This window comes from Pseudoalteromonas ruthenica (genome assembly GCF_008808095.1).
In the GTDB taxonomy this organism is placed as follows: domain Bacteria; phylum Pseudomonadota; class Gammaproteobacteria; order Enterobacterales; family Alteromonadaceae; genus Pseudoalteromonas; species Pseudoalteromonas ruthenica.
In genome coordinates this window covers 3,090,115-3,105,576 of record NZ_CP023396.1, presented here as the reverse complement: position 1 = coordinate 3,105,576, position 15,462 = coordinate 3,090,115, and the positions used below count along the sequence as shown (strand labels likewise).

Here is a 15,462-nt window from a genome sequence, read left to right as displayed (position 1 = left end):
GTTTACGTTAGATAGCCACTACTATACGCAAAATTCACTCGATGGCCATGCGAAAAGTCATAACTCATCCGTGGTTATGGTGCTAGTCGTACTGCTTTTGTAGATAGCCCATGGTTTTAAGTTTGTGACCGACCTTCACGATTTCGTCTAATGCTGGAATAAGTTCTTGGCCAAGCTCGGTAAGCTCATACTCCACCGAGGGCGGAGAGGTATCACGTACATGGCGAACAATAACGCCGCGCTCTAATAGCTCAGTTAGGCGAGTTGAAAGTACCTTTGCCGAAATCGGCGGGATATCAATTCGCAGCTCATTAAAGCGGCGCGGCCCAGCGCGTAAACACCAAATCACATTGGGCGCCCAGGCACCGGAAATGACCGCCATACATTCTGTAAGCATACAGGGTTGGGGTGGTTTAGGGCTTTTATTCAGCCTAACTTTCAATGACATAAGAGTGACTAAGTTTCTGTGCGGTAACCCAATTCTAGCACCAAATGCATGGTTACTTCTAGTAATCTAATTTCCATTAGATATTATCTAAAGCTCCACAAGGACAACAACAGGAATACCGTGAAATGAAGCTTTATTACAAACCTGGCGCCTGCTCTATGGCCTCGCATATTATCCTCAATGAGCTCGAGGTCGACTTTAAACTTGAGCGTGTTGATACCGATAAAGGTCAAACCGAGATAGGGGGTAACTACAGCGAAATTAATAGCAAGGGCTATGTGCCTGCGCTGGCCGTTGATAACCAAAGAATACTGACCGAAAATCCTGCCATTCTTGAGTATTTAGCCGATCTAAAACCACAGCTAGCGCTTGCTCCCAGCATTGGCACATGGCAGCGTTATCAGCTTCGTGAGCAGCTTGCTTACCTAAGCTCTGAGCTGCATAAGAGCTTTAGCCCCTTTTTCTCAGGAGCTGAATTAACAGCCACACAGCGCCAGGCGGCACAGGCGAAAATTGGCAAACGTCTCGCACCGATTGAAGCTCAGTTAAGTACTGGCAGCTTATATTTGCAAGGCGATACCTTTACCGTGGCTGATGCCTATGCCTTTGTCATTATTAACTGGTCACAGTTTATTGGCTTTTCACTGACGCCATGGCCTGCCATTAATGCCTTCTGGCAGCGAGTTAATGCTCGCCCCAGTGTGCGCAAAGCGATGCACAACGAAGGGTTGGTGTCTGAGCAGGCCACCTCATGAAGCAGTTGCCAGAAATTACTGCGTTGTTGCAACGCTACTTCGATACCTTGTACCACTGCGACTTGCAGAAGTTCGATAGCGTTTTTCATCCCCAAGCTATTTATGTGAGCGCAGATAAGCAACCTTTGCTGTATCGCGATATGCCTACCTATCGTGAGGTGCTCGCTCAGCGTACATCGCCCGCTTCTCGCGGTGAGCAGCGTCAAGACAGCATAGATGCAATAGAGCTGCTTGGCGATAACACTGCACAGGCTAGGGTGCGTTGCTCTATCGGTGCTCAGGACTATGTTGATTTATTGTCACTGGTACGCAGTGCTGGGCAGTGGCGCATTATTGCAAAAGTATTTCATATTATTGATAAGTAAGGAGAAGGATATGCCCTATGTGAATATTAAAGTAACGCAAGAGGGAGTCACCCAAGCGCAAAAATCAGCCTTAATAAAAGGGGTTACCGAGTTACTGGTTGAGGTATTAAATAAGTCCCCAGCGACCACTATGGTGGTGATTGACGAAGTCGAGCTCGACAGCTGGGGTATTGGTGGCCTGCCGGTCGAGCAGTACCGACGTACAGCGCTTGAATAGCCCGGCCCGGCACATTAATACGTAGCCTTGCGCTAGTAATGGTGCATCTTAACCTTGCAAGGTATGCTACCTTGTAAGGTCTTACTAATATGTTGTTATGTTGTGTCATAGACTGTGGATTAACGAGAGATAAATGAATCAAGGTGAATACATAGAGCCAAAAGCATTCAAAACATCATTGTGCTATTTTTGGATCACTTTAGTAGTTCATGTTGTCTTGTATTCCGTTTTCTGGAATATGGATCTTACATGGAGGAAGGATTCTGGTGCTGGAACAGTTTTCATGAGGGTTGGCGCACTTTCATCTGTTTTTATTCTAGCCATTGATTTTGTAGTTATTAAGTATCTAAACTCTAAAGCAAAAAAACTAGCTATCACACCATCCAAAAATGATAAACACTATATGTGGTATCAGAATTTATCTAATTCTATCACATGGCAAGGTGTATTGTTCGTGCTGGTCAATACGCTAGTGTGGGGGTTTGGTGATTGGATATATGTTTTCCTAGCTTAGCAATTCCATATTGCTGGCTCTCATCCTCACCCAACATAACAAGGTGGTGATGTTCGCTACGGGCTTACAGCCCTTCGCCGGACAGCCACCGCTTCGCGGCGTCTGCCGCATACCACGGCGTTAGGTGGTCAATTGATTTCGAGTCCACGTATAGAATTTTTTACTTGGTTAAGTACTGGGGTTGCAGCAACATCACTTGCTTTATTGATTTTTATACCAAGCCTCAACGAGGTAAACGTATACGCTAAAATAGTTTCTCTAATTGCATTTATAGTTTCACTAACATTTTCTGTTGGTTCTCTATCTATACTTAAAGAAATGATAGTTTTTAGTAATGCAAGCAATGACAAAGCGATATCAATTCACCACTTTGTTCTATTTGTTGCCTTGTTAAGCTATTTAATTGGCTTTGGGGCTTACTTTTATAGCTTATCTCCAATATACACTTATATATTCACTGGTGCCTTTATAGTTGTTTTAATATTTTTTAAAAAGGCACAAAACGCGATAATCGCACCTAACAAAAAAATTAATCAGAGCAAATAGCGGTTGGCTTTTGCTCCTGCGTCGCTTATTTTAACCAACTGATATGAGCCCACTCTTTGAGCGTTAGCTTTCTTACGGGGAGATTCAGCGCCCCCTCGAATATTGTTGATTGTGGCTGCGATGTTCGTAGCTTCACTTATGGTCGCTCCGGTATCAGGGTTTGTTTTCATCATTCATTGGCATAGTAAGCAATTAGCCGAGTCTTTGAATCATAAGTAAGGCGTTAGGGCCGCAGGGAGTTGTAGTGAAAAGTTTAGTTGCCTTTATAGTTTTGTTTTGGAGTGTATTTGCCACTGCGAGTGACACTATTCAGTGGGGTAATTTAGCAACGATCGATCAAGAATCTATTCGATTAAAAGCTAAGGAATATATCCACAACGCTATGCCTGAAATTAGAGGTGTTGAGGTTAAGTTAATTAATGTCAGTGCTAATTACGACTTCAGATACAAGCGTTCGACTATGCAAGTCATGTTCATGCATTCAATGTCTTTTGTGGAGGGTGAAGGTAAAGAGCAAGTTGTTTATGTTGGTGACAAACCACAAGTCATTAAAATGAATAAGATACAGTACGTTTTTATAGACTTTAAAGGAAATGGTGAGGCCACCCAACATAGAGTTGAGCAAGTTCCTTTTCATGGCTCTAAACAAGTATTTATGGAAGAGTTCAGTAGATTCTAATATCACCCATTAGTGCCCAGCGCTGAGACAACACCTTACAGGTTCTCACAAAAGCTCTCCATGCGTGTCTATCTCCGCTAAAGCCGCCATTGGGTAAATAAATTTTACCGACAAAAAAGCCGGCAATAGCCGGCTTTTTTGATATTAGCGATTAGCGTAATTCATTGGGCATGTTAGTTTGAGCCCAAGATAATAGCTCCACACGGTTACGACACTTGGTCTTACGAAACGCACTGTATAAGTGAGTTTTAACCGTATGCGGGCTGATGTTTAAGTCTTCGGCAATTTCTTTGTTCTTAGCGCCTTTACTCATTAACGCGACGATGGCTTTCTCGCGCTTGGTCAGCTTCACCGGCTCAATATCACCTTCAGTGAGTTTGTGCAGCGAATCTTTATTAAATTGCAGCATGCGGTTCAGCACGTTACACATAACATCACGGCGATACCACAACTGATTCTCTTGAAGTAAGCGAATGCCTTTCATCATCACATCGGCATTATCTGTGGTGTAAAACACGCCACGAATACCACTTAGTAGCGCCCGATTAGCGAGCTCTGGATTCTCATCTAGATTGAACAGCACAATGTCACATTCCACTTTTAAATTGACTAAGTGCTCTTTTAAACGACTCCACGCATCGTCTGATGATGTTTCGATAAATAAGTAAGTGGTGCCAGGCTTAACCTGAGCAACGTCGGTGCCTTTATGGACTTCGAGTCCCTGTGTACGCAGAAGTGGCTCAAGGACATTGACGCCTATTTGGTTGATGGGGTCTTGTTCAAGTAATAGAAAGACAGTCTTACTCATTGTGGTTAGCGGCTCTTTTACATTATTGCCACTATCGTATCATGGAGCTCACTTCTTTTGTATTAGGTGGCTCAGAATTATTAGTGAAAAAAGATTAATAATCTTCAACTTCTGGGTATATACAGGCAGAATGCGAGGTACAGGGCAGCGGAGCCAATGATAACACCTTCTTTACCTCTGCCCATATTTGTTAACCTTATAAAAGATAAGCGAAAGTTATACTTTTTTCTTATCCTGATAAGGAGGCCAACCCATTTCTTTGCCGGCCAGCATGTGCAAATGAATGTGGTAAACAGTTTGTCCGCCATGGTCATTGCAATTCATTACTACGCGATAACCTTCATCTGCAAAGCCTTGTTCTTTAGCTAGTTTTGCAGCAACAACATACAAATGCCCGACTGTGGCGGCATGTTCGTCGGTAATATCGTTAATGGTGGCTATCGGGGTTTTTGGGATAATAAGCACATGGAACGGCGCTTGGGGATTAATATCTTTAAATGCTAAAGCATGTTCGTCTTCATACACGATATCTGCTGGAATTTCGCGGTTAATAATCTTACTGAAAATGGTTTCTTCACTCACGATGTGGTCCTTATCTTTTCATGGATGAGCCAGTAATGACAAAGAAAAGCAGAAGTGTCAAACTGAAGCTTAATCCATTTGCTAACAAGGAAATGACTATGTGGAAGAAAACGATAATGACCAGCCTAATAACACTGGCTTTGGCTCCTCAGGTGCAGGCCGAGATGGTGTACTTCCCTGAGGAAATCATTCCGTTACAGGTGGATGATAAAGAGATAGAGCAGTCATTTTTCTCAACGGTCGATGAATTGGAGCTAGCTCCAGGGCAATACCGCTTGAAGCTGCAATACAGCGATTTGTATGAAAGTGGGTTTGATGATCATCAAGTGGTGGAGTCAGAACCATTTTGGGTAAATTTAGAGGTAAAAGCGGGCGAGGATTACGATGTGATCTTTGAGCGTGCCAGTAATGCCGCAGCGGCCGAGCTTTATGCCGAAGCACCGACAGTGCGTTTACAGGCGCGGGGGCAAAAATTAGCAGCGCCGATGGCTTCTGTTGCGCCAGCTGAGGCACCACAGGCGAAGACGGTAGTCAGCGCCAATAACCCTGATAAAGAGAGCCTTGAAGCGGCCCAAGTCGTGGTTAATAACAACGTCAGTGCTGCGGCTATGCTGGACTTTTGGCGGCAGCAAGCCAGTGCGCAAGAGCGCCAAGCTTTCTTGGAGAAAGTAAAAGCAAACCAACAATAGTAAAACTAGCATCGTTGTTACAAGTACAAAAAAGGGCGAGATTTCTCGCCCTTTTTGCAACGGTTAAACTGGCAAAGCCCAGTTACTTGAATAAGGCGTCGATCGTACCTTGTGCTAAGGGGTGGTAGCCTGGGCGTGCGCCCTGATAAACGTCATACGCCCAGTCGCGCTTACCGTTTGCGATAAGTGCTTTGTATAAGGGCACAATGAGTTTACGGCGGCCAATGCTGCTCAAGTGTTGGTCTAATGCAGGGTAAATCGCTTCATAACCATTGCCTACCGCTAACATAAACCATGCAAACGCCACTTCTTTATTTGTCGATGCCGTGAGGTTGAACTGCGCGTCTAGCTCTGCCATTTTATCATTGTTTAAATCACGCGGCAGATTGTTCAAAAAGTGCAACCACTCGTGCACAGTCCAGTCAGCCGTTGGCAAGTCGCTGAGCTGCTTATCGCCTGCTAGCCAAGCTTGAGTGTGTGCATCTACTTTATCAAACACGTCAGACGTGGGGTTAGGCGCATCGGCGGGTAACCCTGGCTGGTAAATCCACTCTTTTGCTTTTTCTAAGCTGACCACTCCAGGGTGGGCCTTTAATAAATGCTTGTCTAAGTAGGCCACAAACTCGTCGGTAGTCACAGATTGGAAAGCGTGATCGCTGAAGTATTGCTTCACAAAGGTATCGAAGGTGTCACGACCAAATTGCTGCTCCAAGTAGATAAGGAACAATTGACCTTTGGTGTATGGCACTGAGCTAAAGGCATCGTCTGGGTCACGGCCGTTTAGCTTTAAGTTTAGGCGCGTATCGGGAGCGTCAATGGTTTTTAGTTGAGCGCGTAACCCGGCGCTATCCAGAGCTTGCTCCATCACTGCGCGCTCGCGGCCAAATACCTCTTCCATGATGCGGTTTTCCACATACGAGGTGAAACCTTCGTTAAGCCATAAATCTTCCCAAGTCGCGTTCGTTACCAGGTTACCAGACCAAGAGTGGGCCAGCTCATGAGCGATAAGGTTCACTAAACTCTTATCACCGGCGACAACGGTTGGGGTGATAAAGGATAGGCGCGGGTTTTCCATACCACCAAACGGAAAGCTTGGCGGCAGCATGAGTAAGTCGTAGCGGCCCCATGCGTATTCACCGTACATACCTTCGGTTTTATCAATCATCGCCTGAGTGTCATTAAACTCGGCAACTGACGCATCAAGAATTTGAGGCTCAGCAAAAATAGCGGTTTGATGCGACATTTCCTTGTATTCCAAGTTACCGGCACCAATGGCGATCAGGTAAGGAGGAATGGCCTGCGGCATATCAAAGAAGTAATCGCCGTCTTTAATGAAAGCCCCGGTGTTGTCGGCACTCATTACCGCACGCACGTTTTCTGGTGTTTCAATGCGGGCGCTATAGGTTACGCGCATCGCTGGTGTATCTTGAACTGGGATCCAGCTACGGGCATGGATAGCTTGCGATTGGCTATACATGAACGGCTGGGTTTTGCTCGCAGTTTGCTCTGGCGTAAGCCACTGCAAGCCAGAAGCTTGTGGCAAGCTGTTGTAGTAAATTCGTACTTTAGGAGCCTGCTGGGCGAAGCGAATGGTCAGTTTGGCGCCTTTAACATCGTTGCGCGGGGCTAAGGTAAAGTCAGCTTTATGCCATTTGCCTTGATTGTCTTCGTAAATAACGCGATCAATTTCCAAATCGCGAGTATCAAGCACCAAGGTGCGCGCACTTTTATCTTTCCACTCTAGGCTATGTTCCACAAAGCCTTCAAGTTGTTTGTCGGCGAAATCAACATCTAAGTCTAAAAAAAGGTGAGTTGAGACAACTTCATCCAAGTTGGCATAGGTGTGTTCATCTTGGGCAGCTAACGCATGCTGGCTTAAGCCTGCCATGGCCAATGCCAAAGCGAGTGGTTTTAATTTCATAGTATCCTCAGAACGAGCGAAATAAGAAGAACTCGTTATACCAGATCTCAACCAGCACTGACAGCTATGTCAGACGAGCTCCTTGGGTTACACTAGCTTTGCCTTAAGTAATAAATTAATGACAAGAGAGTGCCTTTTGCCTGCATTACAAAGCCTTCATACTTTTGCCCTTGCGGCTCAGTGCCAACAACTGTTGATCGTCGAAGATCCTGAGCAGCTGCATGATATTGATTTTACGCAGCCGTTTTGCGTGCTGGGTGAGGGCAGCAATACTATTTTTACGGCCCCGTATCAGGGGAGCGTGGTGTTAATTGCCAACAAAGGCTTGGTAATAGAGGAGCATAGCGACGCGTGGCTACTGCATTGTGAAGCAGGTGAAAATTGGCATCAGCTGGTGCAGCAAAGTTTAGCCTTGGCAATGCCAGGGTTAGAAAACTTAGCACTGATCCCCGGGACCGTGGGCGCAGCACCTGTGCAGAATATTGGAGCCTATGGTGTTGAATTGGCACAGTTTGTAGATTACGTGCAAGGTTACGATATTACTAAGGGTTGCTTTCACACTTTGCGTGCTGAGGAGTGTGAGTTTGGCTATCGCGATTCGATATTTAAGCATGCCTTAAAAGAGCGCTTTATTATTACTCGGGTGGGTTTGCGGTTACCGAAAGCGTGGCAGGCAAACACCAGTTATGGGCCACTGCAAGAGCTGCATCAACCCACAGCGCAACAAATTTTTGAGCAAGTGGTCGCTGTACGTCAAAGTAAACTCCCTGACCCATATCAATTAGCTAATTCAGGCAGCTTTTTTAAAAACCCAATTTTGCCGCGCCAACAAGTGGCTAGTCTTCGACAACGCGACCCCCATATGCCCTGTTACGATGTGGACAACGAGTTCCAAAAAGTAGCGGCGGGTTGGCTAATTGAACAAGCAGGGTTAAAGGGTTACTGCATTGGTGACATTGCTGTACACGATAAGCAAGCTTTGGTTTTGGTGAATCGTGGCACGGGCACCGCAGAGCAACTTATGGCAATGATTGAGCATATTCAGCGCACTATCTTGGCGCAATTTGGTATTGCTTTGGAGCATGAAGTGCGATTGCTGGGCGCGCAAGGTGAAATCCATGTGGAGGCTGACAATGAAAGCGCCTGATGGCAATAAACTGGCTATATTGGAGCGTCTCAATCAAGGACGCTTTTTGTCTGGTCAAGTGCTGGGGGACGAACTGGGTATTAGCCGCGCAGCGGTTGCCAAACATATTCACTCGCTGCAAGAAATGGGCATCGACATTTATAAGGTCAATGGTAAGGGTTACCGTATTAGCCGACCATTAAGCTTACTATCTCAACCAGCAATTACCGAGGTGTATGAGCAATTACAAGGGCAGGCGGGGCGCTTCGAAGTACAACCGATTATTGATTCCACCAATAGTGAGCTTATGCGCCGTATCCAGGCGAATAGCCTTGAGCCTGATACTGTGTTAGTGGCGGAAATGCAGCGCCAAGGCAAAGGGCGTCGCGGTAGAGTGTGGCAATCGCCCTTTGCGGCGAATTTGTATTACAGTTACTACTGGCGCTTAGACGATGGCATGCACGCTGCAATGGGGCTGTCTATTGCCGTCGGCTTGGCCATTTATGACTGCTTAAAAGCGCTTTATGGTTTAGAAGTACAGTTAAAGTGGCCGAATGATGTGTTGGTCGCTGGGCGAAAATTAGCCGGAGTATTGGTTGAGCTTGACGGCACCGCCGAGGGGCCCTGTCACTTGGTGATTGGCATCGGCTTGAATGTCAGTATGCCCGACAACGCGGCTCAGCATATCGACCAACCTTGGTGTGACCTTAACGAATTTACGACCGAATTAGACAAAAACCAATTAGTGGCGGCGTTGACTTGCTTCTTACAAAAACGCTTATATCAGTATCAGCGTCAGGGGTTAACGCATATGTATCAGCGATGGAATGATGTGCATGCGTTTGCCGGTCAATGTGTGGAGTTGAGCTCTGGCAACAACCATTGGCGCGGAATATGTGAGGGCATTGATGAACAGGGCGCGGTGGTGATCCGTGTTGATGGCCAGAGTAAGCGCTATTTTGGTGGCGAAATCAGTTTGCGAGCGACGACATGAAACTACTAGTAGATGCTGGTAATTCGGCAGTAAAGCTAATGTTGGCCACAGAGCAAAGTGAGCTTAGTGCTGTGGGGCTGCAAGAAGTGCCTTGGTCACACGTGGAGGAGGTGCTGGTATCGGCTGTTGCTGAATCCAGTGCCCTCACTCAGGTACTGGCGTTGGCGGCAGCGCAAGGTAAGCAAGTGCACTATGCTCGCGTGAGTGGCCATTGGCAGCAGTTGCAGTGCGCTTATGAAAACCCCAATACCTTGGGGATTGACCGCTGGTTGGCGGTGATCGCTGGCTACAGTGAAAACCCGCAAGGCGAGACCGTGATTGTGGATGCGGGCACAGCACTGACGATTGATGTGGTAAACAGTGAACACCAACATTTAGGTGGCTATATCTTGCCTGGTCTCGATCTTACCGAGCACAGTATTGTTAGTCGCGCACAGAAGGTGTTCAGTGTTGATGGCTTGCGTCGTCATATCAGTCCTGGGCGCTCGACACCCAGCGCAGTAAAAAATGGTGCCTTGCTCAGTGCTTTGGGAGCAGTGGAGTATGTTCTTTCACATTATTGTCATGGCGACCAGGCGCAGTTATATATAACCGGCGGTGATGGTTTAGCGTTACATAACCACCTGAGGGCAAGTGTGTATCGGCCGCATTTCGTTTTTGAAGGCTTACTTAAGTGGCGAATTGGTGCGCAAACTGTTTAAAAACCCACAGTTCTGCGCGAATATTGAACGTTTGAGCACGAAACCGTAACTTTTTTTGATTTTATAGTTGCATCACTCAAAACCATGCCTTAGAATCTCGCCCCGTACTAAAGCAGTGCCGACTTAGCTCAGTTGGTAGAGCAACTGACTTGTAATCAGTAGGTCATCCGTTCGACTCGGATAGTCGGCACCATTTTCCTCAACTTGGAAAGGCTTTAGAAAGAATTTTAGCGTGGAGGGGTTCCCGAGCGGCCAAAGGGATCAGACTGTAAATCTGACGGCATTGCCTTCGCTGGTTCGAATCCAGCTCCCTCCACCACTTTTATTCTTGACGGTTAGAGGTAGTTAAGAACAGGTTCCTAAAAGCGGGCATCGTATAATGGCTATTACCTCAGCCTTCCAAGCTGATGATGCGGGTTCGATTCCCGCTGCCCGCTCCAGTTTTTCTGGTGTGCTGATATAGCTCAGTTGGTAGAGCGCACCCTTGGTAAGGGTGAGGTCGGCAGTTCAAATCTGCCTATCAGCACCAGTCCCTGACTTTTGCTGAATTACTCCCTTTGATTTGTCTAAAAAATATTCAATAATTGAAGAATTGAATTGACCGGCGCTTGCGTCGATCGTTTGATATGTAATCTAGATACACAAAAACTTATAGGTTCCGTCATGGCAAAAGAAAAGTTTGAACGTTCGAAACCGCACGTAAACGTAGGTACAATCGGCCACGTTGACCACGGTAAAACAACTCTAACTGCAGCGATCACTAACGTACTAGCAAAAGTATACGGTGGTGTAGCACGTGATTTCGCACAAATCGATAACGCTCCAGAAGAGCGTGAGCGTGGTATCACAATCGCAACTTCACACGTAGAGTACGACACTCCGACACGTCACTATGCACACGTTGACTGTCCAGGACACGCTGACTACGTTAAAAACATGATCACAGGTGCTGCACAGATGGACGGCGCGATCCTAGTAGTTGCGGCTACTGACGGTCCTATGCCACAAACACGTGAGCACATCCTACTATCTCGTCAGGTTGGCGTACCTTACATCATCGTATTCATGAACAAATGTGACATGGTTGATGACGAAGAGCTACTAGAGCTAGTAGAAATGGAAGTACGTGAACTACTTTCAGAGTACGACTTCCCAGGTGACGACCTACCACTAATCCAAGGTTCAGCTCTTAAAGCGCTAGAAGGCGAGAAAGAGTGGGAAGACAAGATTGTAGAGCTTGCAGAAGCACTAGATTCTTACATCCCAGAGCCAGAGCGTGACATCGATAAGCCATTCATCATGCCTATCGAAGACGTATTCTCAATCCAGGGTCGTGGTACAGTAGTAACTGGTCGTGTAGAAGCGGGTATCATCAACGTGAACGACGAAGTTGAAATCGTAGGTATCAAAGAAACTACGAAGACAACGTGTACAGGTGTTGAGATGTTCCGTAAGCTTCTAGACGAAGGCCGTGCAGGTGAGAACATTGGTGCCCTACTACGTGGTACTAAGCGTGACGAAGTAGAGCGTGGTCAAGTACTAGCAGCTCCAGGCACAATCACTCCGCACACGAAGTTCGAAGCAGAAGTATACGTACTGTCTAAAGATGAAGGTGGTCGTCACACGCCATTCTTCAAAGGCTACCGTCCACAGTTCTACTTCCGTACAACTGACGTAACTGGTGACATCCAGCTACCAGAAGGCGTAGAAATGGTAATGCCAGGTGACAACATCAAGATGGTAGTAGAGCTAATCTGCCCAATCGCGATGGATGAAGGTCTACGCTTCGCAATCCGTGAAGGTGGCCGTACAGTTGGTGCTGGTGTTGTAGCTTCAATCGTTGAGTAATCAATGATATAGCTAAAACGCTAAAAAAGAGGTCGCTTAGGCGGCCTTTTTTTATGCCCGAAATTCGGGTGTTGCTGTAGGCAAGGCTTTAGCCTTGCAACCGCCGAAGGTGGTCACATTCCAGAGGCCAGAGCCTAGCCACAACCGTGTTCCTTACCTATCTCTCTTACATGGTTAGGCTAAAGCCCAACCTACAGGAGTCTATGTGGTCAGGTTAAAGCCTAATCCACAGGGTGATGATGTAGGCAAGGCTTTAGCCTTGCGGCTGTGAGACGTCGCTATACACCAACTCTTTTTAGCCAAATTTACAATTACTAAGCTCTTAATATTTCTATTGCATTACTAATTTGTATATTCAATAATCTTGTTTAAAATTTAGGTTCATTTTTAAAGGGAATTAAAATGACAGATGTGATCTCAACTTTAACCCAAGCTAACTCTCCTCTGAACTATTCAGTTCAGTTTGCTCAGTTTATGGCGCAGAAACCCCCGTGTAGGTTTAAAAATGCTTTTGTTAGAGGTGGTGGGCATGCTGATTTTAAAAGAGCTGTTGAAAATAGGATAAAAGAGCCTCACAAAATTAACCAGTTAGCAGTGAATTTATGTGGGCCAAATGCTTTCTTCTACTGTGTTGCAAAAAAATACCCCAATCATTATGCCAAGTATATGATTGATTTATGGAGCAATGGAGAGGCATTCTTAGGGAACTTACATGTTAGACCTTCACAAGCTTGCCTCGATGCAACTCTAAATGGAGCTATCGCGCCAGTAGATTGGATTGCATTGGCTAGCTTGCGTGACTCCTCGAATTCATTCTTTAATTTTGATGAGATAGATGATGCAACAGGGGGAATTACTTACCCTGGAGATATGGTGCAATGGTTTAGAGCTACCCTATTTTCATCTTCAGAAAATCACACAAACATTGTGAGAAGAGCTAACTTTGAAAATTTACGGCGGGCGCAACAGTCCTATGGTGCGAATGGCTCAGTATGTATGCTGATTAGTTCAAAAGTCACTTCATTAGGTAAAAAGGTAAATGCTTTACCTAATCACTGGGTTGTACTTACTAGCAACATCACTGTAGATAATAAAAATATATTACATATACCGGCCTCCGATTATGAGCTTTTTGCAGATAAAAAGATCAACTTGCATGTTGCTACTTGGGGCTTAGAAAATGGTAAGGTTCCCCTTCACTCTTATAATCGCAAACGCCACCTGACTCTGTCGGACTTCATGACTTATTATTATGGATTTGTGGTGGCGAAAAAATGATAAGATATTTACTTATAGTACTGCTATTTTTTTCGTTTTTTATAGATGCTAGTGAAACAAAGCTAAAAATAAAATATGAGCAACAGTTTGATTTCTCAGGGGGGGGTAGCATTTCCTATTTAAGCTACACGCCCAATGGAGAGTTCCTCGTTGTTTCATCTAACTTGGCCAATAAGGTTTATCTGCTGTCCAATGGTGGTGATATGAAAACCTTAAATATAGAGGAAGCAATAGACGAAAGTAGAGTGAATGTAACCGATAAAGCTTTATACTTCTTTGCGGATCGAAGTCTACACAAAATCTCCAATCAAGGAGAGCTCACTATTATCCCTGAAGCGGAGCTGCCGAGCAGTTATGGTCTAGATATCAGTCCCTCTGGTCACTATATGCTTTCAAGTGGCTACCAACTGCTGAAAATCAATGCGCTAGTGCAAGAGCCGGAACCACTCGGTGTATATGGTTTTCACCCGCGAGATGATTTTGCAATGGGTTATCAAGTGGTATCCATGCAGCGTGACACGTCCACTTGGCTTTTTGATAAGTCAGAGCTGCAGGTATGGTCACTTAGTGATGCTGAACTCATTAATAAGGTTGAAGTAAGTGGCATAGTTAAAAGTCATAAAGTACTCAATGAAGAGCATGGGGTGCTCATATTCAACGTTGATAATGAGGTTCAATTTTGGAACTACAAAAAGAATGAATTTCTTGATCAGCCCCTTCGGTTTGAGGAAGAATTCTCCTTCGGAAAGTGGTCTGAGAGAATTTGGTTAGCAACGAATAAAGAACTCTATGAAATTCAGTGGCAAGATAACCATGTGCGTGTTGAGTCGAAGTATCAAACTACAACTGATGAACTAGTTAACAGGCTGGGCCACCATAACTTTTCAAAAAGTGGGCGGTATGCCCTTTTGGAAGAACGTCGGGGCGATGAACTGAGTCTCAAGCTGTATGACCTTAAAGATCAACCCGTTGAAATAACTACATTGCCTAATTCAGAAGTCCAATTCACTCTCAATCCAGCAAAGCGCGAGATTGCTACATACGATTATAAAGATGATACCTTAAGGGTGTATACCTTTTAATCTCCCATTGTTCCAAATGTGAAGCTATTGTTGTTGCTTTAAGTTGAGTCTTATTTTCGAACTGGCTTAATTCGAAGAGTGAGGTAATAAGGTTATAGATACTAGCTACCTCTTCAACGAAACAAATACGTTAAAGCTAAGCTTCTTTCAGCTACTCAAAATATAACAGTACTGCCATGAAATATATAATTATAACAATTAGTTCTTTCCTTTTGGGTGGCTGTGCAAGTGTAGCTGCTGAACAAATAAAGCCTGATATATATGTCGATAACGTGACGGGTTTAGCAACATCTAAAATTACTAACTATGACAGTGTGGAATTGGACTATGACCTTACCATTGCGCAATGGAAATAATATACATTTCTCTGATTGCTCAAAAGTCGACGCCACTCATGATACCGATATAGTGGAAAGCGAGTACCACCTCCTGAGAATGATTCGCGCTAACTGTAAAGCTTTGGCTTTATACACAAACGCTGAAAGTGCATATAAAAGTCATCTCCAAGAGATACTAACAGAGCACACAGTCGCTCATTTACCTGCAACGGCTTATCCATATGTTAACGAGTATGATAAGAATCTTCGTAAGGGGAAAACCCTAAAGCAATTCCACGCTGACTTTAAGGAAAAAAAAGTATTTGAGGGAGTTATAGATGTTGAAACAAATACAAATAGGTTGTCGTACTCGGTGTTAGCAACAGGAGACTTTGACGATGATCGAGTGGAAGATGCGCTTATTCTAATTAGTTGGCACTCTAAAGAAGCTTTTGGCAAGGGGTTTAAATTGATAAAAGTATCGAGACCTACGAGTGAAGCAAGATTCAGTACAACAGAATTAGATTAAACCAGATAAGAGGTTGAAAATAACTAGGCACCGAGACCGTGGGTTGAGACCCTACCTACAGGA

The 15,462-nt window shown here is 45.0% G+C and carries 18 protein-coding genes and 4 tRNA genes; 18 read left to right on the top strand and 4 right to left on the bottom strand.

The annotated features are described in order from the left end of the window. Positions 1–82: 82 nt before the first annotated feature. Positions 83–382, bottom strand: coding sequence for a winged helix-turn-helix transcriptional regulator (locus PRUTH_RS14655; RefSeq protein ID WP_197275966.1), 300 nt, complete (start codon positions 380–382; stop codon positions 83–85). Positions 383–573: 191 nt separating this feature from the next. Between PRUTH_RS14655 and PRUTH_RS14650 the strand changes: the two genes are divergently transcribed. The 6 genes from PRUTH_RS14650 to PRUTH_RS14625 all read left to right on the top strand — a co-directional run bounded on the left by PRUTH_RS14650 (position 574) and on the right by PRUTH_RS14625 (position 3,524). After that, positions 574–1,203 carry a glutathione binding-like protein gene (locus PRUTH_RS14650; protein ID WP_151173589.1) on the top strand — a complete coding sequence of 210 codons (630 nt, stop codon included), beginning with the start codon at positions 574–576 and terminating at the stop codon, positions 1,201–1,203. Continuing rightward, positions 1,200–1,568: a nuclear transport factor 2 family protein gene (locus PRUTH_RS14645; protein WP_151173588.1), complete on the top strand. Its 369-nt coding sequence runs from the start codon at positions 1,200–1,202 to the stop codon at positions 1,566–1,568. The genes PRUTH_RS14650 and PRUTH_RS14645 overlap by 4 nt, the downstream gene beginning before the upstream one ends. A 10-nt stretch (positions 1,569–1,578) precedes the next feature. After that, positions 1,579–1,785, top strand: a complete 207-nt coding sequence (locus PRUTH_RS14640) for a tautomerase family protein (RefSeq protein ID WP_045979368.1) — start codon at positions 1,579–1,581, stop codon at positions 1,783–1,785. A 133-nt stretch (positions 1,786–1,918) separates the two neighbouring features. Then, positions 1,919–2,299, top strand: a complete 381-nt coding sequence (locus PRUTH_RS14635) for a hypothetical protein (protein WP_151173587.1) — start codon at positions 1,919–1,921, stop codon at positions 2,297–2,299. A gap of 132 nt (positions 2,300–2,431) precedes the next feature. Next, positions 2,432–2,845, top strand: a complete 414-nt coding sequence (locus PRUTH_RS14630) for a hypothetical protein (RefSeq protein ID WP_151173586.1) — start codon at positions 2,432–2,434, stop codon at positions 2,843–2,845. 244 nt (positions 2,846–3,089) lie between these two features. Next, positions 3,090–3,524 carry a hypothetical protein gene (locus PRUTH_RS14625; protein WP_053911101.1) on the top strand — a complete coding sequence of 145 codons (435 nt, stop codon included), beginning with the start codon at positions 3,090–3,092 and terminating at the stop codon, positions 3,522–3,524. A 151-nt stretch (positions 3,525–3,675) separates the two neighbouring features. On the opposite strand, the gene PRUTH_RS14620 is transcribed toward PRUTH_RS14625, so the two are convergent. Continuing rightward, positions 3,676–4,332, bottom strand: a complete 657-nt coding sequence (locus PRUTH_RS14620; RefSeq protein ID WP_022946419.1) for a helix-turn-helix transcriptional regulator — start codon at positions 4,330–4,332, stop codon at positions 3,676–3,678. A 216-nt stretch (positions 4,333–4,548) separates the two neighbouring features. Beyond that, positions 4,549–4,914: a histidine triad nucleotide-binding protein gene (locus PRUTH_RS14615; protein ID WP_045979365.1), complete on the bottom strand. Its 366-nt coding sequence runs from the start codon at positions 4,912–4,914 to the stop codon at positions 4,549–4,551. A 98-nt stretch (positions 4,915–5,012) separates the two neighbouring features. On the opposite strand from PRUTH_RS14615, the gene PRUTH_RS14610 reads away from it, so the two are divergent. Then, the gene (locus PRUTH_RS14610; protein WP_151173585.1) at positions 5,013–5,603 is read left to right on the top strand and encodes a DUF2057 family protein; all 591 of its coding nucleotides are present in this window, start codon (positions 5,013–5,015) and stop codon (positions 5,601–5,603) included. Positions 5,604–5,685: 82 nt separating this feature from the next. On the opposite strand, the gene PRUTH_RS14605 is transcribed toward PRUTH_RS14610, so the two are convergent. After that, on the bottom strand, positions 5,686–7,524 hold the full coding sequence (locus PRUTH_RS14605) for a M1 family metallopeptidase (protein WP_138510047.1): 1,839 nt from the start codon (positions 7,522–7,524) through the stop codon (positions 5,686–5,688). A 118-nt stretch (positions 7,525–7,642) separates the two neighbouring features. Between PRUTH_RS14605 and murB the strand changes: the two genes are divergently transcribed. The 11 genes from murB (at position 7,643) to PRUTH_RS14550 (ending at position 15,399) form a co-directional block, all read left to right on the top strand. Beyond that, positions 7,643–8,671: a UDP-N-acetylmuramate dehydrogenase gene (murB, locus tag PRUTH_RS14600; protein ID WP_151173584.1), complete on the top strand. Its 1,029-nt coding sequence runs from the start codon at positions 7,643–7,645 to the stop codon at positions 8,669–8,671. Beyond that, positions 8,658–9,644, top strand: a complete 987-nt coding sequence (gene birA / locus PRUTH_RS14595; RefSeq protein WP_151173583.1) for a bifunctional biotin--[acetyl-CoA-carboxylase] ligase/biotin operon repressor BirA — start codon at positions 8,658–8,660, stop codon at positions 9,642–9,644. Before murB ends, birA begins: the two co-directional genes overlap by 14 nt. Further along, positions 9,641–10,345: a type III pantothenate kinase gene (locus tag PRUTH_RS14590; protein WP_045979360.1), complete on the top strand. Its 705-nt coding sequence runs from the start codon at positions 9,641–9,643 to the stop codon at positions 10,343–10,345. Before birA ends, PRUTH_RS14590 begins: the two co-directional genes overlap by 4 nt. Before the next feature lie 117 nt (positions 10,346–10,462). Further along, a tRNA-Thr gene (locus tag PRUTH_RS14585) sits at positions 10,463–10,538 on the top strand. A gap of 41 nt (positions 10,539–10,579) precedes the next feature. Next, positions 10,580–10,664, top strand: a tRNA-Tyr gene (locus PRUTH_RS14580). 46 nt (positions 10,665–10,710) lie between these two features. Continuing rightward, positions 10,711–10,785: transfer RNA gene (locus PRUTH_RS14575), tRNA-Gly, on the top strand. Between the two features lie 13 nt (positions 10,786–10,798). Further along, positions 10,799–10,874 (top strand) — tRNA-Thr (locus PRUTH_RS14570). A 134-nt stretch (positions 10,875–11,008) separates the two neighbouring features. Next, positions 11,009–12,193: an elongation factor Tu gene (gene tuf / locus PRUTH_RS14565; RefSeq protein ID WP_022946954.1), complete on the top strand. Its 1,185-nt coding sequence runs from the start codon at positions 11,009–11,011 to the stop codon at positions 12,191–12,193. Positions 12,194–12,595: 402 nt separating this feature from the next. Then, entirely contained in the window at positions 12,596–13,471 is an 876-nt protein-coding gene (locus PRUTH_RS14560) for a hypothetical protein (RefSeq protein WP_151173582.1), read from the top strand. Beyond that, a complete protein-coding gene (locus tag PRUTH_RS14555; RefSeq protein ID WP_151173581.1) occupies positions 13,468–14,553 on the top strand; it encodes a hypothetical protein in 1,086 nt (361 codons plus the stop codon). Before PRUTH_RS14560 ends, PRUTH_RS14555 begins: the two co-directional genes overlap by 4 nt. Before the next feature lie 327 nt (positions 14,554–14,880). Next, positions 14,881–15,399, top strand: a complete 519-nt coding sequence (locus PRUTH_RS14550) for a hypothetical protein (protein WP_151173580.1) — start codon at positions 14,881–14,883, stop codon at positions 15,397–15,399. Positions 15,400–15,462: the final 63 nt, after the last annotated feature.

Coding starts and splice junctions, on each gene's coding strand:
- PRUTH_RS14620 (WP_022946419.1), bottom strand. CDS start 4,332: ATGAGTAAGACTGTCTTTCTATTACTTGAACAAGACCCCATCAACCAA.
- PRUTH_RS14645 (WP_151173588.1), top strand. CDS start 1,200: ATGAAGCAGTTGCCAGAAATTACTGCGTTGTTGCAACGCTACTTCGAT.
- PRUTH_RS14590 (WP_045979360.1), top strand. CDS start 9,641: ATGAAACTACTAGTAGATGCTGGTAATTCGGCAGTAAAGCTAATGTTG.
- PRUTH_RS14560 (WP_151173582.1), top strand. CDS start 12,596: ATGACAGATGTGATCTCAACTTTAACCCAAGCTAACTCTCCTCTGAAC.
- PRUTH_RS14650 (WP_151173589.1), top strand. CDS start 574: ATGAAGCTTTATTACAAACCTGGCGCCTGCTCTATGGCCTCGCATATT.
- birA (WP_151173583.1), top strand. CDS start 8,658: ATGAAAGCGCCTGATGGCAATAAACTGGCTATATTGGAGCGTCTCAAT.
- PRUTH_RS14555 (WP_151173581.1), top strand. CDS start 13,468: ATGATAAGATATTTACTTATAGTACTGCTATTTTTTTCGTTTTTTATA.
- PRUTH_RS14605 (WP_138510047.1), bottom strand. CDS start 7,524: ATGAAATTAAAACCACTCGCTTTGGCATTGGCCATGGCAGGCTTAAGC.
- PRUTH_RS14635 (WP_151173587.1), top strand. CDS start 1,919: ATGAATCAAGGTGAATACATAGAGCCAAAAGCATTCAAAACATCATTG.
- murB (WP_151173584.1), top strand. CDS start 7,643: ATGACAAGAGAGTGCCTTTTGCCTGCATTACAAAGCCTTCATACTTTT.
- PRUTH_RS14640 (WP_045979368.1), top strand. CDS start 1,579: ATGCCCTATGTGAATATTAAAGTAACGCAAGAGGGAGTCACCCAAGCG.
- PRUTH_RS14655 (WP_197275966.1), bottom strand. CDS start 382: ATGGCGGTCATTTCCGGTGCCTGGGCGCCCAATGTGATTTGGTGTTTA.
- PRUTH_RS14610 (WP_151173585.1), top strand. CDS start 5,013: ATGTGGAAGAAAACGATAATGACCAGCCTAATAACACTGGCTTTGGCT.
- PRUTH_RS14550 (WP_151173580.1), top strand. CDS start 14,881: ATGACCTTACCATTGCGCAATGGAAATAATATACATTTCTCTGATTGC.
- tuf (WP_022946954.1), top strand. CDS start 11,009: ATGGCAAAAGAAAAGTTTGAACGTTCGAAACCGCACGTAAACGTAGGT.